A 24,501-nucleotide genomic window follows, 5' to 3' on the forward strand; every position below is an offset into this window, starting at 1 on the left:
GTTTTGTGTTGCCTGGCAGGGACCCTTCGCGAGCAGGCTCGCTCCCACAGGAGAATGTATTCCATTGTGGGAGCGAGCCTGCTCGCGAAGGCGGTAGTCCTGGCAACTCAGATCCAGGCGACAGCCAACAATCCGGCGCCCAACACCACGCACAACGGCGAATAAGCCCAGGTGTCCAGCCGGGCAAATCTCGAATCCTTGACCTGTTTGAAGAACCCCATCAGCTCCGAATCGCCGATTGCACGGGCGAACATCAGCATCGCGACGGCGCTGATCACCCATTGCAGCGACCAGTGATGCACCGTCGGCAGATAGAGGCCGACTCGCAGGCACACCAGCATCGCAATCAGCAATAACCCCACCGCCACCAGCAACGTCGCAAAACCCGAAGGCTTGAACGCCGGCCTTGATTCGCCGCCGCCCTCCCCAGGCACTCGCGGCACCGCCGCCTCGCTACCCAACTTGCCACCCGCCGCCCAGTACAGGTGGGGCAGGCTGATCAACAGGAAAATTGCAGCCATCCATTGCGCGATCATTAGGCTCATATTCAGACATCCAGCATAAAATGTTGCAGGAGGATGAACTTCATTAAAGTATTTTGTAAGGGTATTCGTCAGTGGTGGCAGAGAGTCATCGTTGAATGATCGATGACTGCCCGCCATGACACCCCTTTATTTCAACGCGGCAGACACCTTGTCCGCCACATCCTTGGGCACCCAGGCCCGCCACACATCCGGGTGCGCCTTCATGAACGCCTCGGCGGCCTGACGTGGTGCGGTGTGTTTTTCGCTCATGTCGGCCAGTGCCTTGTTCAGTGGATCGATTGGTAAATCGACCTTGCTGAAGAAATCGGTAATCTGCGGATACTGCTTCTGGAAGGGCGTGGAAACGCCAATGGACAGCTTGGAGGCCAACGAACGGGTTGGCTTGGGATTCGGATTGTCGGCGTCGGTCAGGGTTTTCCAGGCTTCGGCGTCAAACGGCGGCTCCTCCAGCTGGATCAGTTTGTAGCGGCCGAGCAACGGCGTAGGCGACCAGTAATAAAACAGCACCGGTTTGCCGCGATGGATGGACGAACTGATCTCCGCGTCCAGCGCCGCCCCGGAACCGCTGCGGAAATTCACATAGCTGTCGTCCAGCCCATAGGCTTTGAGTTTCTGCTTGTTGACCACTTCCGAAGTCCAGCCGATCGGGCTGTTGAGGAAGCGCCCCTTGCCCGGGCTTTCCGGATCGCTGAACACGCCCTTGTAGCGCGGCAGGTCGCTGACACTGCGCAGGTCCGGTGCCAGCGGCTTGATGCCTTTGGCCGGGTCGCCCTTGATCACGTACTCCGGCACCCACCAGCCTTCAGTGGCACCCTTGACCGTATCGCCAAGACTCGTGACTTTGCCTTCAGCCTCTGCCTTGACCCAGACCGGGCTGCGGCCGGCCCATTCTTCGCCAATGACCTGAATATCATTGTTGGCCAGCGCAGTCTCCAGAGTGATGGTCGTGCCCGGCAAGGTATCGGTGGGCAGCCCGTACCCCTTCTCGACAATGATCCGCAGGATATCGGTGATCAGACTGCCGCTTTCCCAATTCAGGTCGGCGAAGTGGATCGGCGTCTGGGCAGCGAATACCGGAACGGGTGAAGCCAACAAACCGAACACCGCCAGGAACGCGGCCAACAACCGTCGAACTCCGTTCATGCTTTTGCACCTCGTGCTGTTCACAGCAATAGCAGGATGGCCTGGCAGAAGACTGCAAGCCTCGAAATACCCAGTCAATTGACTGTAGTAGAGGTTCCTGCTTTCGAGGAGGGAGTATTAATTTTCGGAAAGATCCTGCAAGCCCGGAGCCATTATTCGCTGGCCTTGAAAGTCACCAGTTCACCCTTGCGCCACTTGGCAGCCTTGGCGGTTACAGCTTTCAGGGTTTTGCTCAGGCCTTCTTGCAACTGTTGGTGAGCAGCGAACACCATCACCACGCTGTGGCCTTCCTTGAACACAATCGCGTGGCCGTCGGCTGTGGTCACGAATGCGTAGTCGCCCAATCCGTAAACCGTCAGTTTGATGTCACGGAACTTGATGTCCAACTTGCCGCCTTCGCGACTGGGTAACACTGAAGCGCTGAAATGATCGCCGACCTTCAGCTTGAGTCCCGGTTTGTCGTCCACCACGAGGGCTGATTCGGTGTCGATCTCGGCAATGTAAATGCCTTCAGCGTTCTGTTCGGTGATGTAAACAAAACGTGACTGGAACTGTTTAACCAGCTTTGCGCGCAAATCACCCAGCACGAACAAAGCATGCATATCGAGATTACTTACTGCCAAGGAAACATCCCCACATCTGAAAATGATGCCGCGCGCTTAAAAGCTCGCAGCAGAAAAAAAGCAGCAATAGGAAAACGTGCTTCTAGCGGTCAGAGAAAACCGGACTACCGACTTTAGGGAAAATGCTCTTGAATAAAAGCACTTTTCCGACATATCGCTCGCAAAAAATTGCTTTAGATGAACATCAGTCGCTGTCCAGTGACGGTGATTCTAGAGCAGTGATGCTCACCGAGACTACCCATAACGACGTACACACGTCGGCAAATCAACGAAAAGGACTTCATATGTGCACCCTGACACACTTCGCTTCCCCTCAGGTACCGTACACAAACAGCTCGCCGATGCTACATCCGGCGGTGTTTCCCCAGTATGAGTTCCACCCTGAGGAACCCGCCCCGCCTCGGTTTCAAGTGATTCTGGCCGGCAATTGCTTCTTCCACATCAAGGAAGTTTCCACAGGCCGTGTCAGAGGATTTCGTGGCAACCACAACGATGCCTGCGCCCTTGCACGTGCTCTTGAGCTGCGCCGTTGACGGCTACGTCCATAGACGTTTCGTCATGCCGATGACTTAACTCAGCCGTCAGCAGGCAACTACTGCCATACTGCCCGACCAATGAAACCCGTCCCCAGGGCGGACAGCGTTCAACACAACAGACTATTTCCAAAGGAAGGCTGCTACGTGACGGAATTTGATATCGGCGAATTTTTTATCCGGGGCGAAGCCAGAGAAATCGAAGGCGAATTCCAGGCAGTCATTGTCATGCGCGCCAAACCACCGCTGACCACCGTAACGTATCACCAGGTCGAGAAGGATCGCTGGTTCAAGACATCGGACGTCGCCGCTGTCGCCGCCCAGGACGCCGCCAAAGAGCTGAAACTTGCCGTTGATGGCGGTGCATTGAACGCCTGAGGGTCGGGTTTGCGGTCTATGCTCATTCCTGCTTTTGCACATCGCTTTCGAACTCCTGAAGCGCGGCCACCTCAGATGCAATGAAGCCGCACTCAGATCTCGCACACGACGCGACACGCAAGGAGATGAAGATGGATTCACCGACTCACGACCTGAAAGGCTTGTTCGACCAACTCGGCCTGGACTCCAGCGAGAAGGCGATCGACGATTTCATTGCCAGTCATTCCCCCCTGGCGGACGACAAGAAACTCATCGATGCCGAGTTCTGGACCCCGCAGCAAGCAGGCTTCTTGAAAGAACAACTGCGTGAAGACGCCGATTGGTCGCGGGTGGTCGACGACCTGAACCTGCGCATGCACCAGTTGCACTAAAGCAAATGTGGCACTGTAGGAGCGAGCTTGCTCCTACAATTCATCGTGTCTAGCGAGGTTTTTCCGGTTTGTAACCCAATCGCAAACCACCCCAATGCCGGCCTTTGAGGATGATTGGCACCGAGAGGTCGTGCATCAGCTCACCGGTGTCGCGGGTGTAGGTTTGCAGCAGTACAGCTTGCTGGTGGCTGCCACAACGGATGCCTGTGCGGTCGGCAAATTTGCGTTTGGTACGGTTTTGCAAGGTATCGACCTGCGCATCACCCGTCAGTGGTTGGCTGAAGACCTTGTTATGGGTCGGCACATAGCCCTGCTGCGTACAGGCGATGGCGAACACCAGGCCGTCATGGCGAGGCAGCAGCGGTTCCTGGATCGCCGGCAAGACTTGATCGGCGTAGCGATCGAAGCGGGTCTGGTATTTGGTCGGGTTTGTGTTGGGAATGATCTGGTAATTGCGATCAAACAGATCATCGAGGCTCACGCGGCCCTCGTCGATATCCGCTTCAAAGCGCGCCGCAATCTGACTCGCGCCTTCGCGGGCCAGGTCGTAAATCCGCTGGTGATAGTCATCCAGCCCGACTTCGGCGAGACGTTCGCTGATGGTTTCAGCCTGAGCTTCCATTTGCACCGCCGCCTGGGCCAGGCGTTGGGTCTGTTGGTCGCTGATCGCCAGGTCGCTGCGCATCTGTTCGATAGCGTGAAACAGGCTATCGAGTTGTTCACGGTTGGTGTCGGCGCCCTTGGCGATTTCCCCGACCTGGTTTTCGACGCCGGCCGCCAGACGCGCAATGTTCTCCAGATGCACGCCGGTGTGCTCGACCTGCTCGACACCGGTGTCAAGGTCGCTGGACAGTTGACGGATCTGCTCCACCACTTGCGCGGTGCGTTGCTGAATATCGGCGACCATGTCCCCGACCTCGCCGGTTGCCGTCGCCGTGCGTGCGGCCAGACCGCGAACCTCATCGGCCACCACCGCAAAACCGCGCCCATGTTCTCCGGCTCGCGCAGCTTCGATTGCCGCATTCAATGCCAGGAGATTGGTCTGGTTGGCGATGGACTGAATGACCAGGGTGACCCGCTGGATGTCGTCACTGCGCAGGCTCAGGGCTTCAATCAGTTCGCGGCTGTTACTGGCACGCTGACTGAGTTGATGCATACGGGAAATGGATTCGATCAACGCCGTGCGCCCTGCTGCACTGCTCTGGTGAGCTTCGCTGGCGGCACCAAGGGCTTCTCGACTGAGTTTGGAGGTGGCTTGTTCGGTCGCGATCATCACTTCGGCGTTGCCGACAATCCGTGCCGCGGCACCGAGTTGCGATTGCAGCTTATCGGCCAGCTGCTTGACCGAAAAAGCTACACCGGCGGCAGACAACGCGTTATGACTGGTGGTGTAGGAAAGATCGCGAGTCAACTCGACAATAGCGCTGGCGCTGTCGGCGGGGGTTGCCTCGGGGATGGCACGCGAGCGCAGGCGAGGCAACCAAATAATCAGCACGGCCAACGGCAGGCCAAGGTAAAGCGACCAGCCGCCCAGCGTCATGCCGCATAACAAGAGCATCAGGGCGATGCTTTGCAGGGTCGGCGTCAGCCATAGGTTTTTCGGCAAAGGTACGGGTGCAGGCACTGCCGCAACCATAGATCCGTCACGCGTCATCTTCGTCACCCCCACGAATAATTCTAATTGTTGTATCGGCATTTAACGCCACTACAAGGCCATTATCTATGGTCCATTAGTAGGGGGCATTGCAGCGGATCAATAGAAGTACCCGGGTTTCTTCAGGGCGAAAAAAAGCATCGCGGGCAAGCCTTGCTCCTACAGGAGCGGGCTTGCCCGCGATGCGGGGCGCTACGAAATCAGGCCTGACGCTGGTGCTTGTCGATCTGTTCGTGACGCTCTTGAGCTTCGATGCAGTACTTGGTGGTCGGGCTGATCAGCAGGCGCTTCAGGCCGATGGCCTCGCCGCTGTCATCGCACCAGCCGAAGCTGTCTTCTTTGATACGTTCAAGAGCCTGTTCCAACTGAGGCAGCATGCGCTGATCGCGGTCAATGGCGTTCACCAGCCAGGTGCGCTCTTCTTCGACAGACGCTGCGTCGGCCGGATCGGCCGGGGTGTCCAGGCTTTCGATGGCGATGCGGTTCTGCTCGATTCGCTCATGGGTTTCGACTTTCATGTTCTGCAACAGCTCAGAGAAAAAAGCATGTTGCTCGGCATTCATGTAGTCATCCGCCGGCATGGCCAGCAACTTGTCCTTTGTCATTGATATCTCTATAAAAAAACGTGCATTAAGGCGAATTAGGGAGCGTTCCGGCAAACCTGGGTCGGTCAGCGCAAAGGCGCCGTTTATTCCAAGCGCCACCCGGCACTCAATTTACGAGGGGCGGCAGTCTAAGGCCGACTTGAGGCCTCAGCAACTGAAAAGACAGCGAATTTGTCCGACAACGCCCGGAAAATGCTCTATTGCAGCCTTTGTGGTGGTCATCGGAGTGTGTTTATAGCAAGAAATTCAATCGAGCGGCTGTATATAGAAGACAAACGGCTCTAACGGTGCGAAGCCGTTTGCAGCCCACCGAACCTCAGCTAAGGTTGTGCCTCCCGAAATGGCTCTATAAAGGAGAAGTTCAATGAAGCTGATCGGCATGCTGGATTCGCCCTATGTGCGGCGCGTCGCCATTTCCGCCAAATGCCTTGGCATACCACTGGAGCACAAGTCGGTGTCGGTGTTTCGGCACTTCGAGCAGTTCCAGCAGATCAACCCGGTGGTCAAGGCGCCAACACTGGTGCTCGACGACGGTAACGTGTTGATGGATTCGACGTTGATCATCGATTACCTCGAAGCGCTGGCCGGACCGGATCACAGCCTGATGCCCGGCGAGCTCGATCAGCGACTGCGCTCAATGCGCCTGATTGGCCTGGCGTTGGCGGCGTGCGAGAAGTCCGTGCAGCTCTATTACGAGCGCAACCTGCGGCCGGCGCAGATTCAATTCGAACCGTGGGTGGAACGGGTTGAAGGGCAACTGGCGGCAGCCTGGTCAGTGCTGGAGCAGGAGCTGGAAAAGCAGCCACTGAAAACCGACGGTTCGCTGGCTCAAGATGGCATCACCCTGGCGGTGGCCTGGAGCTTTACCAACCTTGTGGTGCCGGATCAGGTGGAGGTCGCGCAGTTCCCACGGATCGCTGAATTCACTGCGTACGCCGAGGGGCTTGAGGTGTTTGTGAACACCCCGATCGAGTAGATAGATGGGTAGCGCTGATCTACCCCCTTCGCGAGCAGGCTCGCTCCCACCGTTGACCGCGTTCTACTGTGGGGAGCCGGCTCCGGGCGGCGATCCGACGAAGGCTTTCGCAAAAACGCCGCCCAGAACTACTTGCGCTTGTAGCTCTTGTTGCCGCTTGGCGTCAGGCAATACACCCCGCCTCGTGGCCCCGTACAAAATGAACTCGAGCCGCACGCGCAGCCATCGGCGCTTTTCAATACGGTTTGCGGGCGCGCTTGGCTTCTATCGCCCAAAAGCGCCGAACAGCTTTTCTTCGAAGCACTGATAGAGCCGTCATTACACAGGAACAGGTCGCCATCACAGCGGTCAATACCACCCTTTTTTCCCGAACACGGCGTGTTACCCGCCCAGGCAGAAACACTGATGACACATAACAACAAGAGCAATATCATCCTGCCGCGGCGAATCAAAGTGTTCACAGTCCCGCTCCCTATTAGAATCATGGCTAGATGATATCAATGTTCCAGGTGGCGCCATGAAGCCACATGAAAGTTAATTTAAAACGTCCCCGGCATTTCTTGGCAAAATGCCCGCACACTCGCCTAGAACTGACTATCAGGTCCGCCCTATGACCCGCATCTTGACCATCGAAGACGACGCCGTGACCGCCCGGGAAATTGTTGCCGAACTGAGCAGCCATGGCCTCGACGTGGATTGGGTCGATAATGGCCGCGAAGGTCTGGAGCGTGCGGTCAGCGGCAACTACGACTTGATCACCCTCGACCGCATGTTGCCCGAGCTCGATGGCCTGGCGATTGTCACCACGCTGCGTACCATGGGGGTGGCCACGCCGATCCTGATGATCAGCGCCCTCTCCGACGTGGACGAGCGTGTGCGTGGCCTGCGCGCCGGCGGTGACGACTACCTGACCAAACCGTTTGCCACCGATGAAATGGCCGCCCGCGTCGAAGTCCTGTTGCGCCGCCAGAACACGGTGACCGCCCAGGCCACCACGCTTCGAGTCGCGGATCTGGAGCTGAACCTGATCAGCCACGAAGCCAGCCGCGACGGCGAGTTGCTGATGCTGTTGCCCACCGAATACAAGTTGCTGGAATTCCTGATGCGCAACACCGGCCAGATTCTGTCGCGGATGATGATTTTCGAAGAAGTCTGGGGCTATCACTTCGATCCCGGCACTAACCTGATCGACGTGCACATTGGCCGGTTGCGCAAAAAGATCGACCCACCTGGCAATGTCCCATTGATTCGGACCGTGCGAGGCTCCGGTTATGTCATTGCCGAACCCGTCTAAAGGCTGGCGCTCTTCCAACAGTCGCTTGCTGGCGCTCTACAGCTCACTGTTCGTGATCTGGAGCGGGATCCTCATGGGCGTCATGTATTACGAGGTTTCCGCTTACCTGGACAACCTGGCCAAACACTCGTTGATGCAACGTCAGCATTTGTTTTCGCGCTTTCAGGGCGAACAGCTGGTAGATGCCCTCGCCGTCAGCATGACCTTCGACATTCGCGGCATCGACGCCTATGGCTTGTTCGATGGCGAGCATCGCTACCTCAGCGGCGCCATGCGCGAGATCCCCAAAGGCCTGCCCCTGGACGGCCAGATCCACACGCTCGGCGATTGTGTCGAGGCCGACGACCCGACCCTGCCCGCCGACAGCTGCGACGCGGTGGCGACCGAGACCGGGGACGGTCGCTGGCTGGTGCTGGTGCGGGACAACGGCTCGCTGTTCGCCGTCACACGAATCATCCTCCACGCGTTGTTCTGGGGCGTGACCTTGACCATCCTGCCGGGCATCGCCGGCTGGCACTTGTTGCGCCGCCGTCCGCTGCGGCGAATTCGCGCGATACAGGCCAGCGCCGAGGCCATCGTCGCCGGCGACCTGACCCACCGCCTGCCCCTGTCCAATCGCCGCGATGAACTGGACATGCTCGCCGCCATTGTCAACGCCATGCTCGAACGCATCGAGCGCTTGATGAATGAGGTCAAGGGCGTGTGCGACAACATTGCTCATGACTTGCGCACACCACTGACCCGCTTGCGGGCACAGTTATACCGGATTCAGCAGCAGGCCGAGGACGGCTCGACGCTGGCCGCACAGCTGGATTCGGTGCTCGCCGAAGCGGACACGCTGATGGCGCGGTTTCGTGGTTTATTGCGGATTTCCGAACTGGAGGATCGCCAGCGGCGTTCCGGTTTTGTGCAGCTTGATCCAGTGCCGTTGCTGCAAGAACTGCACGACTTTTACCTGCCGTTGGCAGAGGAAGGCGCACTGGTTTTCAGGTTGCAATTGCCGGCGTCGTTGCCCGCAGTGACTGGCGATCGAGCGCTGTTGTTCGAGGCGGTGGCCAACCTGCTAAGCAACTCGATCAAATTCACCCCACCCGGTGGCGAGGTGATTTTGCGTGGGCTCAGTGAGGGTGGGCATACCCGCATTGAAGTGCTCGACTCCGGCCCTGGCATTGCGCAGGCCGAACGAGAGGTGGTGTTCCAGCGCTTTTATCGTGCCGAGGGTGGTCATCAGAAAAGCGGTTTTGGGTTGGGGTTGTCGATCGTTGCGGCGATTGTCAGCTTGCATGGGTTTACGCTTGACGTGGGGACCAGCGAACTCGGTGGTGCGCGCCTGGTGCTCAATTGCCGACAGCGACTGATTTCCCAAACCTGAAGCAACACAATCCCCGTAGCAGCTGCCGAGCCTGCGAGGCTGCGTTCGGCTGCGAAGCAGTCGTAAAACCATCCACTGCGGTGCGTCTGGCAAACCGCGACTATCAGATTTACGACTGCTTCGCAGCCGAACGCAGCCTCGCAGGCTCGGCAGCTGCTACAAGGTTGCGTCGTACGTTTAGGTTGGGTAGTTGGCTCGCAAGGCTTCGAGGCCACCCTGGTAGATCCCGGCAAACAGCGCCACGACCTCTTCCTCACTCACACCGACAGGCGCAAACCGCCCTGACCACGTCACCCGAGCCCCCTGCCCTTGCGCTTCAACCTTGAGGGTCGCGAGGTAGCCGGTGGCCGGAAACGGTGCCTGCACAATCGAATAGCTGTACGACTTCGCGGCGTTATCAAACGTATCAAGCCGCTCAACCACCACCGCGCCATCCACTGTTTGCAGCGTGCGCACACGCCCGCCTTCACTGGCCTCGCTATTGGTGATCAACGGCAGCCAGTCCGGCAGTGAGTTGAAGCCACCAATCAATTGCCAGACCTTGTCGGCCGAAGCCGGGATATCGATAAATGCTGATGCAGTTGCCATGTCATGTTCTCGTTTAATCAACAAGGTTCAGATCGCCATGCTGTCGACAACACCACTGCCAATACCACTCGCCAGCGTCAACGATAACGATCCGGCAGAACGTTGGTTGCGCGCGCGAATTGCGGCGCACACGTCGGCGTCACTGTCGGTGCACTGAGCGAGCGCAAACCCGGATCGTTCTCGCGCAGGAAGATCGGCAGGTCCGTCATCGGCGGCATGGCCGGAATGTCGAAATACATCTGGATCACCCAGCCACGGTGATAACTGGCGTGGTTGACCACGTGCAGCAGCATCGCGCCGGCGCTCATGGTGCCACTTTCTCCCGAGACAAACCTGAACTCGACCGGTTGATCCAGCGATGCCTCGGTCTGCCGCGCGCTCCAGTCGCAATACCAGTGGTCGATGTCCCGTTGCGCCTGACGCAGGTCCGGGAGTTCAGCGTGGAGCAAATCATGCGAGGTTTTGAAGCCGTGCCCTCGGCCTTCGAGGTGGGCCTGCCAGATGCAGTCCACCACGTAGATATGGTTCAGGGTGCCGATCATGTTCTTGAACACCGATACCCGCTCTTTGTTGAGCTCGCCCGGCGGCAGCGCGGCCAGGCTGTCAAAAAGGCGCTGATCGGCCCATTGTTTGTAGTCGGCTAGCAGGCGGGCAGTGCGTACGTTGATCATCATCGGTCCCCCATTGTGATGGGCCCACTGCCAAGCATAGCCCTCTCGGCACGCAGCATCGCAGGCGCTGATCATCGGTAATAGTCGAAACACGCCCGGTAGCAGCTGCCGAGCCTGCGAGGCTGCGTTCGGCTGCGCAGCAGTCGTAGTCCGGTGAGCGCGGTTGGCCTGATACAACCCGGTCTCAGGATTTACGACGACTGCGTCGCCGAACGCAGCCTCGCAGGCTCGGCAGCTGCTACATGTTCAGGTGTTCGACCACCCGATCGGCCAGCGCCAGGCAACTGGTCAGGCCCGGTGATTCGATGCCGAACAGGTTCACCAGCCCGGGAATCCCGTGAATGGCCGGGCCGCTAATGACAAAGTCGGCGGCCGGCTCTGTCGGCCCGGTGATCTTCGGGCGGATACCGCTGTAGGCTGGCTGCAGGCTGTCTTCGGGCAAGCCCGGCCAGTAACGCCGGATGGCGTCGTAGAAGTTATCGGCTCGGTGTGGATCCACACGGTAATCCACATGGTCGACCCATTCGACGTCCGGTCCGAAACGCGCCTGACCGCCGAGGTCGAGGGTCATGTGCACGCCCAGCCCGGCACTCTCTGGAGCCGGATAGACCAAATGCCGGAATGGCGCACGGCCGCTGAAACTGAAATAACTGCCTTTGCACAAGTGCGACGTCGGGACATGCAGCGACGGCAAACCCTCAATGCGACTCGCCACCTCGGGTGCGGACAATCCGGCGCAGTTGATCAACTCGCGACAGCTCAAGGTCATTGGCTGGGCACCGCCCATTTGCACCTCGAAACCTTGCCCCATGCAACGGGCCGACATCAACGGCGTGTGAAAGGCAATCGACGTACCGCTGGCTTCAGCGTCCGCCTGGAGCGCGAGCATAAGCGCATGGGAATCGACAATCCCGGTGGACGGCGACCAGAGCGCGGCGACGCAGGACAATGCCGGTTCAAGTTCGCGCGCCTGGCCGGCGTCCAGCCATTGCAAGTCATCGACACCGTTGCGTTGGCCTTGCTGAAGTAACGTTTGCAGCGCCACACGCTGGTGATCATCGGTGGCAACGATCAATTTTCCCAGCCGCCGATAGCCGACGCCGCGCGCCTCGCAGAAGGCGTAAAGGCGTTGTTTGCCCTCCACGCAGAGTTGCGCCTTGAGGCTGCCGCTCGAGTAATAGATACCGGCATGGATCACTTCCGAATGGCGCGAACTGATGCCTACCCCGATGCCCTCGCCCGCCTCGACCAGAATCACTTCCCGCCCGCTCCGCGCCAGGGCTCTGGCAACCGCCAGCCCGACCACCCCGGCCCCGACCACCAGGCATTCGATATCGACGTTCACTTGCCTTGCGCTCCTTTGAAGCCCAAAAAATCAGAGGGTACCGGGATTTTCGGCTTTGGACTTATGACGCATCAACAGGGAACTCCTGTCGACCGCCATGCATCCTAAATTATGAAAGACCTTCTTTTTTGCTTCACGCTTTCAGAGGACACCAACATGCGCCGTCTGATTATCATCTCTTCCCTGATGCTGTGTTTACCCTTCGGCTCGGCTATGGCCAAAGTGGATGCGGGCGATGTCGCTACGTCAGCCGGGATCTCTGCTTCGCTGTACTCGACCTTCAAGAACCACAAACTGGTGATTCCCGCCCGGGATGACGCCTCCAGTTTCGTCGCCAGTGACGGTGCGATTCGCGGGGTTTATCTGGAGTCGCTTTTACAACGTATTCGTCAGGAAAATCCTGGCCTAAAAGCCAGCGACGAGGACCTGGCCAGAGCGATCCTCATCCAGGAAGGCGATGCTGGCGGTCAATAAAGCAGCGGTGGGGCTCGCGAACACTGGATCGACTTTGCGGCCCTACCTTGCTTCGGCGCTCGCCGATGAGCGCGCCCATCCGGCCACCAACGACGCATTGATGCTGACTCCGCCGCACACCACGATCACCACGTCGTGGGTGCCAGCGATGGCGGGGTGATCCAGGTAGCCGATCGCCAATGAAACGCCACACGCGGGCTCGACCAACTGACGCAAGTCGTTGGCATAACGAACCACGCCCATGATTGCCTGATCATCACTGAGCACCACGCATTCATGGGGAAAATCGAGGATGTGTTGCACCGGCCACGCCGCCACCTGAGTCGCACCGAGCGACCTGGCGACCGTATCGATCCGGGGGAATATCACCGGATGTCCGGCGCTCACTGCGGCGGCGAATGACGCCGCCCCTTGAGTTTCACACGCGACGATCCGGCAATCCATGCGATGGTGGCGGATCAATCCGGTGAGTATCCCTGACAGCAAACCTCCACCGCCCACCGACATCACGAACGCATCGACCTGAGGACAATCCTCGAGGATTTCATCGACCATCGTACTGTGCCCTTCCCACAACACCGGATGATCGAAGGCTGGCACGTATTCGGTATCCGCACCCTGCGCGAGCTCCTTGGCCCGTTGATTGGCTTCGTCCCAGACCTTGCCATGGACAATCACCTCAGCGCCGGTTTTCCTGATCCGTGCGCGGGTCGCTTCCGGCGTAGTGTGTGGCACCACAATGCAGGCGTTCAACCCAAGGCGGGCGGCGGCCACCGCGGTGGCGAAACCGGCGTTGCCGCCGGAAGGACAGATCACCCGGCGCTTACCCTGCTCCGCTGCCTGGCTGCACAACAGCCCTATGCCACGCAGCTTGAACGAGCCACTGGGTTGCAGATTTTCCAGCTTGAGCCAGATCCGCCGGGATGGGGTCGACAGGTCTGGATGCAGAATCAAGGGCGTTCTGATGTGAAGCATGGTCGGCTCCCTTTAGCTCGCGGCCGACTCATCCAGGGTTCAACGAGTCGGGGAACGATCCTATTCCAAGTTTAGTTCACCCTGCCCCGGGCTCAGCGTCTCGGCGATAACGCGCAAGGCCTTGAATCGCCAACTCATGGTGCATCGAAGCCCGCAGCCTGCGGCAGCTACACTGAGGGCTATGTTCCTGTTGTGGAGGCGCCCATGAAAATGTCGCCGAAACTGGCGTTCGTCGCCATCGTATCCACCCTCGCCTACCTGGCGCTTGCCGTTTGGGGGCTGGGAGGGTTGGCGGCTTACTGCTCTCATTCGGCGCTGGTGGCCATTGCGCTGGCGACCCTGGTGATGACGATTGTTTCGTTGTTCAGCGAAGTTAACCTCAGCTCCGGAGAACAAGAGGACCGGGCCAATCGCTGGGTGCTTCCGGCCTTCGGGGTGATCGGGTTATTGAGCGGGTACCTGCCGGCCTACACCGACCGGGTCGACTTCTGGACGTTCGGCGGCGAAGGCGTGCGTTGGCTCGGGGCGCTGCTGTTCATCGGCGGCGGCGCGCTGCGGCTATGGCCAGTGTTTGTGCTGGGCAACCGCTTCAGCGGCCTGGTAGCGATACAACCGGGGCACCGCCTGGTGACTGAAGGGATTTACCGCAACCTGCGCAACCCCAGCTATTTGGGGATGTTGGTCATTGCGGTGGGCTGGGCGCTGGCGTTTCGTTCAGGGGTTGGCTTGGTGTTGGCGGTGTTGACGCTGATTCCGCTGATTGCTCGTATCCACTCCGAAGAGGCGCTGCTGAGGGCGAAGTTTGGCAGTGAATACGAGGTGTATTGCAGTCGCAGTTGGCGGTTGATTCCCGGCCTGTACTGAAGCCACATTTCAAATGTAGGAGCGAGCTCGCTTCTACAGAGTACGGTTTGACAGGAATGCGCTTTGCACGCAATCGAGCAATTGCCCCAGCGCCCAGGGTTTCTTGATGAACGAGACAGAATGCCTGACCCCGGCGCTTTCCGGCGTTTCGAACCCGGACATGATCATGATCGGTTTGTCCGGCCAGCGGTCGCCGAACTCATTGGCCAGGTCCGCACCGTTGCGCTTGCCCGGCATGGTGATGTCGGTCAGCAACAATCTCACGTCCTGCGCATGGTGTTGCAGATAAATCGATGCAGCGTCTGCGCTGATCTGCGGTTCAACCACAAAGCCTTCTTCCTGAAGAATTTCGCAGAGAAACTCCAGAATCAGCGGGTCGTCTTCAACCACAAGAATCAACCCGCCAGGAACTCCCTCCGTCGATACTGGACTCATGACCGTGTTACTCCCTGATTACATCAATGATTTCGCGGGCTCAAATCCGCTACCTATCAGGTATGAGCAGCGGACGTGGCGGAAATTCATTTTTGATACAGGTTGACGTGAAAAATCAGGCGTCCTGCAGAATCAGGTCAGCGCCCGGGCCGGGCAGCACTTCTTCGACGGTAATACCTTTGAGCGCCGGTGCCTGCATGATCTTGCGCATCAAGCGGCTGCCCTGAATCACCTCGTCTATGTCCTTTTGCGTACTCAGGTTGACGAGCTGTGTTTGCGATTTTTTAACACTGGGGGTTTGCGGGGCTGTAACCATTAAAAGTCATGAGGGTATGACTTCAAGTCATACCCTCGAATGACGGTGTCCGGATCAGTAGGACGGCGTGGCTTTTTTCATGGCGTCCTGGTCCTTGGTCATCGTGTCTTTCTTCATCGTGTCCTTGTTCATGGTGTCTTTCTTCATCGTGTCCTTGCTCATGGCATCCTTGGACATGGTGTCCTTTTTCATGGTGTTTTTCTGCATGGCATCCTTGGACATCGAGTCGTTGCTCATACCGTTAGTCGTTGTAGCCTCGGCGGCGTACACACTGGCGGCGCCCAGGGCGAGGCACATGGACAGAACAGCGGTGGTTAATTTTTTCATCATGAAACTCCTTGAAGCACAGGTGGTGAATGAGCGCAGCGAACGCTGCGCGGTGAAGTGGGCAGGCGCCGTCAGCTGCCACCGAACCAGTTGTAGCCCTGGTCTTCCCAGTAGCCACCGCTGTAGGTGTTGCTGACGAAAATCGCCTGAATGTGTTTGGGGTTTTTGTAGCCCAGCTTGGTGGGCATGCGCAGCTTCATCGGGAAGCCGTATTGACGCGGCAGCACCGCGCCGTCATAGGTCAGTGTCAGCAAGGTCTGCGCGTGCAGCGCAGTGGCCATGTCGATGCTGGTGTAGTAGTCGTCGGCGCATTTGAAACCGACATATTTGGCATCCGTGTCGGCACCGACCCGTTTCAGGAAATCGCTGAACCGCACGCCGCCCCAGCGCCCGATAGCGCTCCAGCCCTCGACACAGATGTGCCGGGTGATCTGCTCGGTCTGCGCCATGGCCCGCAGTTCTTCGAGGCGCCAGCTGCGTTTGTCGGCGACCAGTCCGGTGACCTCCAGGCGATAGCTTTCTTCCTCTACGGTCGGTGCCTCGTCGATGCCGTAAAAGGCATTGAAGGGAAACGGTCGGGTGATCATCGACTCGGGATAGGTCGGCGCCAGTGCATTGGGGTTGAACAACCAGCCCTGCACCCGGTCATTGAATCGGGACATGGAGGACAGCGCCGTCTCGACGCTTTCGTTGTCAGTCAGGTTGCACCCGGACAGCATGGCAACGCCGCCGAGGGTCAGGCTACGCATCAGAAACGAGCGACGTGAGCGATCCTCGATCTGCGGTGCGATGATTTTCCGGGCGTCTGTCAGGATGGACGACTCGTCCAGCCCTGAACCGTCTATGCGCTTTTTCATACCGACTCCTTGCGACCGACAATCATGGCCAACAGCGTTTTGGGAACCACTGCCACCATCACCAGATGAACCGCGACGAAAGCCACCAACAGCGACATTGCGATGAAGTGCACATGCCGTGCGGTGTCGTAGCCGCCCAGCAATTCACGCAGCAGCGGGAACTGCACGGATTTCCACAACACCAGCCCGGAAACCACCAGCAGCGCTATGTCGACCATCACGAACAGGTAGGCCACCCGTTGCACGTGGTTGTAATGACTCAGGTCGGCATGCCCCAGCCGCCCTCGCAACGCGGCCCACAGGTCATGTACGACACCTTTGGGCGAGACCGGAAAAAAACGCCGCGACAGACGGCCACTGGCAATGTTGATGATCAGGTAGATGAGGCCGTTGATCGCCAGTAACCACATCGCCGCGAAATGCCATTGCAGCGCGCCGCCAAGCCAGCCGCCCAGGGTGATCGACTTGGGAAAACTGAAATCGTAAAGGGGTGAGGCGTCATAGATTCGCCAGCCGCTGGTGACCATCACCAGCACCGCCAGGGCGTTCAGCCAATGGGTCAGCCGCAGCCAGCGCGGATGAGTGTTGACCGTGGGTGGAGCAGGTAATTGCGACATGTCGGGCTCCCGGCGGTTGATCGATGGGGCCAAGTATGGGGGGCTGAAGATCGCCAAATCCTCACGTAAAGTTAAATTAAACGTGATAATTACCCCCTCAAAACCTGTGGGAGCGAGCCTGCTCGCGAATGCGGTCAATCAACATTGATTTCGACTGGCACGACGCCTTCGCGAGCAGGCTCGCTCCCACAGGTATTGCGTGGTTAAAATGCCGCCCCCTCAAATTGCCGACCCAGCCCGATGAACTCAGACGCCCTCTGCACCCTGCATGCCCATTTGCTGACCGCCCTGGCAACGCCCCCCGCGGAAACCCGCCGGCTGTTCCACGGCCGTGGCCGTTGCTGGCCGGGACTGGAGCAATTGACGGTGGACTGGCTGCAAGGCGTGGTGCTGGTGTCGCTGTTCAAGGAACCTGAAGCGGCGCAACTTGAGGCGTTGAAACAGCAACTGCTGGCGCTCACGCAGTCGCCCGCCTGGGAACAATCGGGCGCGCGCACCTTGCTGTTACAACACCGCTATTTGCTGCAAAGCACCACCGAGTGGTTAGTGGGCGATGAGATCGACGAGCTGACGATCACCGAGGGCGGCCTGCAGTATCGAGTGGACCTGGGCCGTAAACAGAACACCGGCCTGTTCCTCGACATGCGTTACGGTCGCGACTGGGTGCGGGCGAATGCCGAGGGCAAGCGGGTGTTGAATCTGTTTGCCTACACCTGCGGATTCTCGGTGGCGGCCATCGAAGGCGGCGCGACGCAAGTCGTCAACCTGGACATGTCCAGCCCGGCCCTGAGCCGTGGTCGCGACAATCATCGGCTCAACGGGCATGACTTGAGCAAGGTGAGTTTTCTTGGCCATGACCTGTTCAAATCATGGGGTAAGGTGATCGGCAAGGGCCCTTACGACCTGGTGATCATCGACCCGCCATCCTTTCAGAAAGGCAGCTTCCTGCTGACCAAGGACTACCAGCGCGTGCTGCGCCGCCTGCCGGAATTACTTAGCCCGCAAGGCACCGTGCTGGCCTGCATGAACGACCCGGCCTTCGGTGCGGACTTCCTCATCGACGGCGTCACCCGTGAAGCACCAAGCCTGCGTTTTGTGCAACGGCTGGACAATCCGCCAGAGTTTCCTGACGCGGATGTCGAGTGCGGGCTGAAGGCGTTGGTGTTCACACTCGGGGACTGAATTCTGCGCTCTGTGGGAGACGCGATCCGTAGCAGCTGGCAAAGCCTGCGTTCGGCGGCGAAGCCGTCGTAAAACCTGTGCATGAGGTGTTTCTGATACACCGCGCTGGCTGATTTTACGACGGCTTCGCCGCCGAACGCAGGCTTCGCCAGCTGCTACAGGAGGCGTGTTAATTTTTGTCTGGGATTTGCCCTTCGCGAGCAGGCTCGCCCCACAGGGGCCGGGGGATTCGACTAGCGGTACTTGAGTGCAAAACCGCAACTTCCTACGATGGATTTACGCAGCCCGCTTGTTGAGTCAAGCCGTTGCGTAAGTGGTGAGTGAATTGAACCCCTATCAAGCTCACCACTTGCTTCATGCGCATCTTGAGCCTCAGGGCTCTACTTCCTCCCCATCATAGAGCGTTGAGGCTCTTTTTTAATCACCCGACACCCAAAAGCCCGGCACTGGCCGGGCTCCTGTGGGAGCGAGCCTGCTCGCGAAGGGGCCCTGGAATTCAACATTGATTTGACTGACACACCGCCTTCGCGAGCAGGCTCGCTCCCACCTTTTTAACCGTGTACACCCAAGCGTTCGCGGACAAATTCATTGGCCTTGCGCATCATCTGGTCCAGATGCCGGTCACGCTGCTTTTCCGCATCGAGCATCGCCCGCTTGCCGTGCTTTTGCAGCAGGTAAGTATGAATCTGCCGCACCTCCAGCGAGCTGTAGATCGACGCGACATCCAGCAGCCCCATCAAGCCGTCGGAGCCATGATCGAGGGTATTCATCAACACCTGCGTCCCGCGCACGCCCACGACCTGAAACCCCATCGACTCAAACCAGGAGACCTTGGCAACCGAGCACGTCAGCTCGGCGTGCGGGTAGCGGCCGACCATTTCCCGTAGCAGGCGCCGCGCGACGCCCTGACGCCGATGACCGGCCTGCACCGCCATATAGGCCACGCCACACGCCTCGGGATCGTCCTTGATGGGCAGGAACAGCAAAAAGCCGACGACCGTGTCCGGATCGTCGACGTCCGTCGCGACCAGCAACTCCACCGCAATCCCTTTCGCCCCGTTCAACGCCTCCAGATAAAGGTGAACCTCATAGCCAATCGCGTACTGGTACACGTTGTACAACAGATTGCTCGGTGGGATGGCGACCATGCTGATGTCGGTCAGGTTGTCGACGACCATCTGCAGGATCTGACTGTTGAGGTGTTCGGGGCACGGCGTTTTGAAATGGGTGATCTGGGGCATTGTGGCTCTGACGTTGAGGGCGGACGTGCCAATCATAACGTGCTGGCGCTTCCCGTGCGCTAAGGCGATTCATGAGCAGGACACATAACTCTATAGCCGAAAAACGCAAAAACCTTCAGCACCCGTAGGGGTCACTATTTCTGGTAAGCAACGCCGGCTCCACATAGGAATCGAACCAATGGACGACCGTGACCTGACATCGATATCCAGACGTAAATTCCTGATTGTCGGTGCCGTTACCGCGACAGCGTTGGCGCTTCCCCCGTTCATCTGCGCGCAAGCCTCGGCGGCCAATGCCGCGCGCGCCATCAAATCGAAGCTGTCGATCACGGTGAACGGTGAAGTTCGCGCACTGGAGGTCGACACCCGCACCACACTGCTCGATGCGCTACGCGAGAACCTGCAGCTCATCGGCAGCAAAAAAGGCTGCGACCAGGGTCAGTGCGGCGCCTGCACGGTGATTGTCGATGGCCGGCGCATCAATGCCTGCCTGACGCTGGCGGTGATGCACGAAGGCTCGAAGGTCACCACCATTGAAGGCTTGGGAACACCGGAAAAACTTCATCCGATGCAGGCGGCATTCATCAAGCACGACAGCTATCAGTGCGGGTATTGCACGCCGGGGCAGATCTGTTCCGCCGTCGCGGTGCTGGAGGAAATCCGCAACGGCATTCCAAGCCATGCCAGCCCCAGTCTTACCGAACAGCCCCAGCTGATCGCCAGCGAACTCCAGGAGCGCATGAGCGGCAATATCTGCCGCTGCGGTGCATATTCCAACATCATTGAGGCGATCACCGACGTCGCGGAGGCCAGCGCATGAGGCCCTTTACCTATTTACGCGCCCAATCCCCGGCCGAAGCCGCAACGCTGGCCGCACAGGACAACGGCTCGCGGTTCATTGCGGGCGGCACCAATCTGCTGGATCTGATGAAGCTCGAAATCGAGACGCCGACCCAACTCATCGACGTCAACGGCCTCGCACTGGACCGGATCGAAGCCACGCCGGAAGGCGGCTTGAGAATCGGCGCGCTGGTCAGAAACACCGACCTCGCAGCCGACGCACGCATCAGAAAGGATTACGGCTTGCTCTCCCGCGCCCTGCTCGCGGGCGCATCCGGCCAGTTGCGCAACATGGCGACTACGGCGGGCAATCTGCTGCAACGCACCCGTTGCCCTTACTTCTATGACACGAATCAAGCGTGCAACAAACGCCAGCCTGGCAGCGGCTGTTCCGCCATCAATGGCTACAGTCGGCCGCTCGGCATCATCGGTGTGAGCGATGCCTGCATTGCCACGCACCCCAGCGACATGGCGGTGGCGATGCGTGCCCTGGATGCGCAAATTGAAACGGTGCGACCCGACGGCACCACACGCGTCATTCCGATGGCGGACTTGCATCGACTGCCTGGCCATACGCCAAATATCGAAACTACCTTGGCCGCACACGAGTTGATTACGGCTGTCACACTCCCGACGCCGCTCGGCGGCACGCACATTTACCAAAAGGTCCGTGACCGTGCGTCTTATGCATTCGCCCTGATTGCCGTCGGTGCCGTGATTCAGCGGGACGGCTCAGGCCGTGTTGCGCTGGGCGGCGTCGCGCCCAAGCCATGGCGGGTGGAGGCTGCCGAGTCGGCGATGGCGCAAGGCGCAAAAGCGGTCACTGAACAGTTGCTCGCCGGCGCCACACCGACCCCTGAAAACGCATTCAAACTGACCCTCGTCGAGCGCACGCTCGCTTCCGTGATGACGCAAGCGAGGGCTCAGGCATGAAATTCGACACCCCCGCCACGACCAATCCTATCGATCAGTTGAAAGTGGTCGGCAAGCCCACGCCCCGTATCGAAGGGCCGTTAAAGACCACCGGCACTGCGCCCTACGCGTATGAGCACCACAATGCTGTACCGAATCAGGCGTATGGCGTGGTGGTCGGCTCGGCCATCGCCAAAGGGAGTATCAGCTCCATGGAGCTGGACGCTGCCACAGCCGCACCGGGAGTGATCGCCATTGTCACGGCGGCGAATGCCGGCAAACTCGGCCAGGGCAAATACAACACCGCAAAACTGCTGGCCGGCCCCGATATCCAGCACTACCACCAGGCCGTTGCATTGGTGGTGGCCGAAACGTTCGAACAGGCTAGAGCCGCTGCTGAATTGGTCACCGTCAATTATGCAGCCGCAGAGGGCGCCTTCAATCTCGCCAGCACCCGCGAATCGGCGGCGCCCACCACAGAAATGCCGGACGTCACCCATGGCGATTTTGCCGGTGCGTTCGCGTCAGCGCCCGTGCAACTGGACGAGACCTACACCACCCCCGATCAGGCCCACGCGATGATGGAACCCTTCGCCTCGATGGTCTCATGGGAAGGCGACCAACTGACGGTGTGGACGTCCAATCAAATGATCGACTGGTCTGTCAGCGATCTGGCGACCACCCTCGGTATACCGAAGCAAAACGTGCGGCTGATTTCGCCCTACATTGGCGGTGGCTTTGGCGGCAAGCTGTTCATCCGGGCGGACGCGGTGCTCGCAGCCCTCGGCGCGCGCCTGGCCGGCAGACCGGTGAAAGTCGCACTGGCGCGCCCAATGATGTTCAACAATTCCACCCACCGCCCGGCGACCATCCAACGCATCCGCATCGGCGCCACTCGCGACGGCAAGATGACCGCCATCGGCCACGAAAGCTGGTCCGGCGATTTGCCCGGCGGCAAAGTCGAGCGGGCCGCGCAACCGAGCAAACTGTTGTATGCCGCCGAAAATCGACGGGTGACGATGCGCCTGTCAACGCTTGATTTGCCTGAAGGCAATGCCATGCGCGCACCGGGTGAAACGCCCGGCCTGATGGCACTGGAAATCGCCATGGACGAGATGGCGGAAAAACTCAAGCTCGACCCCATCGAGTTTCGGATTCTCAACGACACGCAGGTCGATCCGACCCACCCTGACCGGCCTTTTTCAACGCGGCAACTGGTCGGATGCCTGCGCAACGGGGCCAACCGTTTTGGTTGGAACAAGCGTCATGCGCAACCGGGCACGCAGCGCGATGGCCGCTGGCTGATCGGCATGGGTGTGGGTGTCGCGTTTCGCAATAACCTCCAGGTGAAATCCGGGGCACGCGTTCGGCTGGATGATCAGGGAAACGTGACGGTGGAAACCGACATGACCGACATCGGCACCGGGAGTTACACGATCATCGGCCAGACGGCGGCAGAAATGATGGGCGTGCCACTCGATAAAGTGGTCGTGCGCCTGGGTGATTCACACTTTCCCGTGTCGTCCGGATCCGGTGGGCAGTTCGGCGCCAACTGTTCGACGGCAGGCGTGTACGCAGCCTGCGTCAAGCTCCGCGAGGCGGTTGCGCAACGCCTGGGCGTCAATGCCGACGAAGTGGTGTTCATCGACGGTGAGGTGCGTGTCGGCGGGAAAATAGTGCCATTGGGCAGCGTCGCGCAAGGCGGGGAGATCGTCGCCGAAGACGCCATCGAGTTCGCTGAACTGAGCAATAAGTACCAGCAATCCACCTTCGGCGCGCACTTTGTCGAAGTCGCTGTCGACGTCGCGACGGGAGAAACCCGCGTGCGACGGATGCTGGCCGTGTGCGCGGCCGGGCGCATTCTCAACCCGATCTCGGCGCGCAGCCAGGTGATTGGTGCGATGACAATGGGGGTCGGTGCGGCATTGATGGAGGCGTTGGTGGTGGACCAGCGTCAGGGCTTCTTCGTCAATCACGATCTGGCGGGGTATGAAGTGCCGGTGCACGCGGATATACCGCATCAGGAAGTGATTTTCCTCGATGAGACCGACCCGATGTCATCACCGATGAAAGCCAAAGGTGTCGGGGAATTGGGTCTCTGTGGTGTCAGCGCGGCCATTGCCAACGCGATCTATAACGCCACAGGTGCGCGCGTTCGGGACTACCCGATCACCCTGGACAAGATCCTGGATAAATTACCGCCAATGATTTGAATGACTCGCGCCCGCAATCCGTATGGATTTGGCCGAACTGCTGTACCCAGCCGGTGCCTGCGGTGACGATCAACGTCTGCCCGATCCTCTTCAATTTACCCGCTGCTCACTCCTCTGATTAGCCGCTAGAATCAGTTAAGACCTATGAGGGAGCCTCATGAATGCTTCGGGAAAACGCCAATGATTTGCTCGCCTTCCTTGCGGTTGCACGGGAGCGAAGTTTTACCAAGGCGGCCGGTAAGCTCGGTGTTTCCCAGTCGGCGCTGAGCCATACGATTCGCGACCTGGAAGCACGATTGGGGCTGCGCCTGCTGACGCGCACGACACGCAGCGTGTCGCCCACCGAGGCCGGTCAGCGCCTGTTGGAAACGGTTGGTCCGCACTTCGAAGAAATCGAGATCGAACTGGCCGCGCTGAGCGTTCTGCGGGACAAACCGGCGGGTAAAATCCGCATCAATGCGATGGACCATGCGTTGGAGTTCATCCTCTGGCCGGTATTGAAACCCTTTCTGGCGCAGTACCCGGACATCTCGGTAGAAGTGTGCTGCGACTACGGCTTCGTCGACATCGCCGCCGAGGGGTTCGATGCGGGTGTGCGTTTGGGCGAGGACGTGGCGCAGGGCATGATCGCGACTCGCATCGGGCCGGACATGCGCATGCGGGTGGTGGGCTCCCCGGCGTACTTTGCCAACCGCTCGAAACCGCTGACGCCGCGGGATTTGACGGAGCACTCGTGCAATAACCTGCGGCTGCCCACCCACGGCGGCTTGTACGCCTGGGAGTTTAAAAAGGCTCAGGAAAGCCTGAATGTCCGGGTGTCGGGGCAGGTCACGTTTAACGGTGTGTACCAGCTCCTGCACGCAGCACTCGACGGTTTCGGCTTGAGCTACATTCCGCAAGACCTGGTAGCACCACACATTGCAGCAGGCCGACTGGTGCCAGTGCTTGAAGACTGGTGTGCACCGTTTGCCGGGTTCCATCTGTATTACCCCAGCCGTCGCCAAGCCTCGCCCGCGTTTGCACTGCTGCTGGATGCGCTACGTTATCGAACCTGAAACCGCACCGGAATGTCGCGTGATGGTAAAAACGCCTTCGCGAGCGGGCTCGCTCCCACAGTAGAGCTTCAATGAGCACAAAATCGGGGTGCAAC

Annotated in this window: 28 protein-coding genes; 13 read left to right on the top strand and 15 right to left on the bottom strand. The window is 59.2% G+C overall.

Annotated elements, in window-relative coordinates; translation table 11 throughout:
* Positions 1-107 precede the first annotated feature (107 nt).
* The 3 genes from ACM6IR_RS09185 to ACM6IR_RS09195 all read right to left on the bottom strand — a co-directional run bounded on the left by ACM6IR_RS09185 (position 108) and on the right by ACM6IR_RS09195 (position 2,311).
* Positions 108-545: a DUF3995 domain-containing protein gene (locus tag ACM6IR_RS09185; RefSeq protein ID WP_414907424.1), complete on the bottom strand. Its 438-nt coding sequence runs from the start codon at positions 543-545 to the stop codon at positions 108-110.
* A 126-nt stretch (positions 546-671) separates the two neighbouring features.
* Complete coding sequence (locus ACM6IR_RS09190; RefSeq protein WP_414907425.1) at positions 672-1,688, bottom strand: ABC transporter substrate-binding protein; 1,017 nt, start codon at positions 1,686-1,688, stop codon at positions 672-674.
* Positions 1,689-1,840: 152 nt separating this feature from the next.
* On the bottom strand, positions 1,841-2,311 hold the full coding sequence (locus tag ACM6IR_RS09195) for a hypothetical protein (RefSeq protein WP_414907426.1): 471 nt from the start codon (positions 2,309-2,311) through the stop codon (positions 1,841-1,843).
* A gap of 284 nt (positions 2,312-2,595) precedes the next feature.
* Between ACM6IR_RS09195 and ACM6IR_RS09200 the strand changes: the two genes are divergently transcribed.
* From ACM6IR_RS09200 to ACM6IR_RS09210, 3 genes are all read left to right on the top strand, one after another.
* On the top strand, positions 2,596-2,844 hold the full coding sequence (locus ACM6IR_RS09200) for a hypothetical protein (RefSeq protein WP_414907486.1): 249 nt from the start codon (positions 2,596-2,598) through the stop codon (positions 2,842-2,844).
* Positions 2,845-2,991: 147 nt separating this feature from the next.
* Positions 2,992-3,222, top strand: a complete 231-nt coding sequence (locus ACM6IR_RS09205; RefSeq protein WP_414907427.1) for a hypothetical protein — start codon at positions 2,992-2,994, stop codon at positions 3,220-3,222.
* 131 nt (positions 3,223-3,353) lie between these two features.
* Positions 3,354-3,593 (top strand): DUF2789 domain-containing protein, encoded by a 240-nt coding sequence (locus ACM6IR_RS09210; RefSeq protein WP_414907428.1) that lies wholly within the window; start codon positions 3,354-3,356, stop codon positions 3,591-3,593.
* Positions 3,594-3,642: 49 nt separating this feature from the next.
* On the opposite strand, the gene ACM6IR_RS09215 is transcribed toward ACM6IR_RS09210, so the two are convergent.
* A complete protein-coding gene (locus ACM6IR_RS09215; protein WP_414907429.1) occupies positions 3,643-5,289 on the bottom strand; it encodes a methyl-accepting chemotaxis protein in 1,647 nt (548 codons plus the stop codon).
* Positions 5,290-5,447: 158 nt separating this feature from the next.
* Entirely contained in the window at positions 5,448-5,852 is a 405-nt protein-coding gene (locus ACM6IR_RS09220; protein ID WP_007907888.1) for a TraR/DksA family transcriptional regulator, read from the bottom strand.
* A 364-nt stretch (positions 5,853-6,216) separates the two neighbouring features.
* Here ACM6IR_RS09220 and ACM6IR_RS09225 point away from each other — a divergent pair, with 364 nt between their 5' ends.
* Positions 6,217-6,828: a glutathione S-transferase gene (locus ACM6IR_RS09225; RefSeq protein WP_414907430.1), complete on the top strand. Its 612-nt coding sequence runs from the start codon at positions 6,217-6,219 to the stop codon at positions 6,826-6,828.
* Positions 6,829-6,956: 128 nt separating this feature from the next.
* Here ACM6IR_RS09225 and ACM6IR_RS09230 read toward each other — a convergent pair whose 3' ends face one another.
* Positions 6,957-7,262 (bottom strand): hypothetical protein, encoded by a 306-nt coding sequence (locus ACM6IR_RS09230; protein WP_414907487.1) that lies wholly within the window; start codon positions 7,260-7,262, stop codon positions 6,957-6,959.
* A 176-nt stretch (positions 7,263-7,438) separates the two neighbouring features.
* Here ACM6IR_RS09230 and ACM6IR_RS09235 point away from each other — a divergent pair, with 176 nt between their 5' ends.
* Positions 7,439-8,122, top strand: coding sequence for a response regulator transcription factor (locus tag ACM6IR_RS09235; protein ID WP_414907431.1), 684 nt, complete (start codon positions 7,439-7,441; stop codon positions 8,120-8,122).
* Positions 8,100-9,494 (top strand): sensor histidine kinase, encoded by a 1,395-nt coding sequence (locus tag ACM6IR_RS09240; protein ID WP_414907432.1) that lies wholly within the window; start codon positions 8,100-8,102, stop codon positions 9,492-9,494. The genes ACM6IR_RS09235 and ACM6IR_RS09240 overlap by 23 nt, the downstream gene beginning before the upstream one ends.
* 177 nt (positions 9,495-9,671) lie before the next feature.
* Here the strand turns inward: ACM6IR_RS09240 and ACM6IR_RS09245 are convergent, their stop codons facing one another.
* From ACM6IR_RS09245 to ACM6IR_RS09255, 3 genes are all read right to left on the bottom strand, one after another.
* On the bottom strand, positions 9,672-10,082 hold the full coding sequence (locus ACM6IR_RS09245; RefSeq protein WP_414907433.1) for an SRPBCC family protein: 411 nt from the start codon (positions 10,080-10,082) through the stop codon (positions 9,672-9,674).
* 77 nt (positions 10,083-10,159) lie between these two features.
* Entirely contained in the window at positions 10,160-10,753 is a 594-nt protein-coding gene (locus ACM6IR_RS09250; RefSeq protein ID WP_414907488.1) for a DinB family protein, read from the bottom strand.
* Positions 10,754-10,991: 238 nt separating this feature from the next.
* Entirely contained in the window at positions 10,992-12,098 is a 1,107-nt protein-coding gene (locus tag ACM6IR_RS09255) for an NAD(P)/FAD-dependent oxidoreductase (protein ID WP_414907434.1), read from the bottom strand.
* 156 nt (positions 12,099-12,254) lie between these two features.
* On the opposite strand from ACM6IR_RS09255, the gene ACM6IR_RS09260 reads away from it, so the two are divergent.
* The gene (locus ACM6IR_RS09260) at positions 12,255-12,572 is read left to right on the top strand and encodes a DUF2388 domain-containing protein (RefSeq protein ID WP_414907435.1); all 318 of its coding nucleotides are present in this window, start codon (positions 12,255-12,257) and stop codon (positions 12,570-12,572) included.
* A gap of 42 nt (positions 12,573-12,614) precedes the next feature.
* On the opposite strand, the gene ACM6IR_RS09265 is transcribed toward ACM6IR_RS09260, so the two are convergent.
* Positions 12,615-13,547, bottom strand: a complete 933-nt coding sequence (locus ACM6IR_RS09265) for a pyridoxal-phosphate dependent enzyme (RefSeq protein ID WP_414907436.1) — start codon at positions 13,545-13,547, stop codon at positions 12,615-12,617.
* A gap of 204 nt (positions 13,548-13,751) precedes the next feature.
* Between ACM6IR_RS09265 and ACM6IR_RS09270 the strand changes: the two genes are divergently transcribed.
* Entirely contained in the window at positions 13,752-14,411 is a 660-nt protein-coding gene (locus tag ACM6IR_RS09270) for a methyltransferase family protein (RefSeq protein ID WP_414907437.1), read from the top strand.
* Positions 14,412-14,444: 33 nt separating this feature from the next.
* Here the strand turns inward: ACM6IR_RS09270 and ACM6IR_RS09275 are convergent, their stop codons facing one another.
* The 4 genes from ACM6IR_RS09275 to ACM6IR_RS09290 all read right to left on the bottom strand — a co-directional run bounded on the left by ACM6IR_RS09275 (position 14,445) and on the right by ACM6IR_RS09290 (position 16,963).
* Positions 14,445-14,846 carry a response regulator gene (locus ACM6IR_RS09275; protein ID WP_414907438.1) on the bottom strand — a complete coding sequence of 134 codons (402 nt, stop codon included), beginning with the start codon at positions 14,844-14,846 and terminating at the stop codon, positions 14,445-14,447.
* Positions 14,847-15,216: 370 nt separating this feature from the next.
* Complete coding sequence (locus ACM6IR_RS09280; protein ID WP_414907439.1) at positions 15,217-15,489, bottom strand: pentapeptide MXKDX repeat protein; 273 nt, start codon at positions 15,487-15,489, stop codon at positions 15,217-15,219.
* A gap of 71 nt (positions 15,490-15,560) precedes the next feature.
* The gene (locus ACM6IR_RS09285; RefSeq protein WP_414907440.1) at positions 15,561-16,346 is read right to left on the bottom strand and encodes a molybdopterin-dependent oxidoreductase; all 786 of its coding nucleotides are present in this window, start codon (positions 16,344-16,346) and stop codon (positions 15,561-15,563) included.
* The gene (locus ACM6IR_RS09290; RefSeq protein ID WP_414907441.1) at positions 16,343-16,963 is read right to left on the bottom strand and encodes a cytochrome b/b6 domain-containing protein; all 621 of its coding nucleotides are present in this window, start codon (positions 16,961-16,963) and stop codon (positions 16,343-16,345) included. Before ACM6IR_RS09290 ends, ACM6IR_RS09285 begins: the two co-directional genes overlap by 4 nt.
* 240 nt (positions 16,964-17,203) lie before the next feature.
* Here ACM6IR_RS09290 and ACM6IR_RS09295 point away from each other — a divergent pair, with 240 nt between their 5' ends.
* Positions 17,204-18,145: a class I SAM-dependent methyltransferase gene (locus ACM6IR_RS09295; protein WP_414907442.1), complete on the top strand. Its 942-nt coding sequence runs from the start codon at positions 17,204-17,206 to the stop codon at positions 18,143-18,145.
* A gap of 551 nt (positions 18,146-18,696) precedes the next feature.
* On the opposite strand, the gene ACM6IR_RS09300 is transcribed toward ACM6IR_RS09295, so the two are convergent.
* Entirely contained in the window at positions 18,697-19,386 is a 690-nt protein-coding gene (locus tag ACM6IR_RS09300) for a GNAT family N-acetyltransferase (RefSeq protein WP_414907443.1), read from the bottom strand.
* A gap of 178 nt (positions 19,387-19,564) precedes the next feature.
* On the opposite strand from ACM6IR_RS09300, the gene paoA reads away from it, so the two are divergent.
* The 4 genes from paoA to ACM6IR_RS09320 all read left to right on the top strand — a co-directional run bounded on the left by paoA (position 19,565) and on the right by ACM6IR_RS09320 (position 24,406).
* Positions 19,565-20,206: an aldehyde dehydrogenase iron-sulfur subunit PaoA gene (paoA, locus tag ACM6IR_RS09305; RefSeq protein WP_414907444.1), complete on the top strand. Its 642-nt coding sequence runs from the start codon at positions 19,565-19,567 to the stop codon at positions 20,204-20,206.
* Positions 20,203-21,159, top strand: a complete 957-nt coding sequence (locus ACM6IR_RS09310) for an FAD binding domain-containing protein (protein ID WP_414907445.1) — start codon at positions 20,203-20,205, stop codon at positions 21,157-21,159. Before paoA ends, ACM6IR_RS09310 begins: the two co-directional genes overlap by 4 nt.
* The gene (gene paoC / locus ACM6IR_RS09315; protein ID WP_414907446.1) at positions 21,156-23,351 is read left to right on the top strand and encodes an aldehyde oxidoreductase molybdenum-binding subunit PaoC; all 2,196 of its coding nucleotides are present in this window, start codon (positions 21,156-21,158) and stop codon (positions 23,349-23,351) included. The genes ACM6IR_RS09310 and paoC overlap by 4 nt, the downstream gene beginning before the upstream one ends.
* Before the next feature lie 161 nt (positions 23,352-23,512).
* The gene (locus ACM6IR_RS09320; RefSeq protein WP_414907447.1) at positions 23,513-24,406 is read left to right on the top strand and encodes a LysR family transcriptional regulator; all 894 of its coding nucleotides are present in this window, start codon (positions 23,513-23,515) and stop codon (positions 24,404-24,406) included.
* The last annotated feature ends 95 nt before the right edge of the window (positions 24,407-24,501 follow it).

Source organism: Pseudomonas sp. IT-P253, assembly GCF_949768125.1.
Lineage (GTDB): Bacteria > Pseudomonadota > Gammaproteobacteria > Pseudomonadales > Pseudomonadaceae > Aquipseudomonas.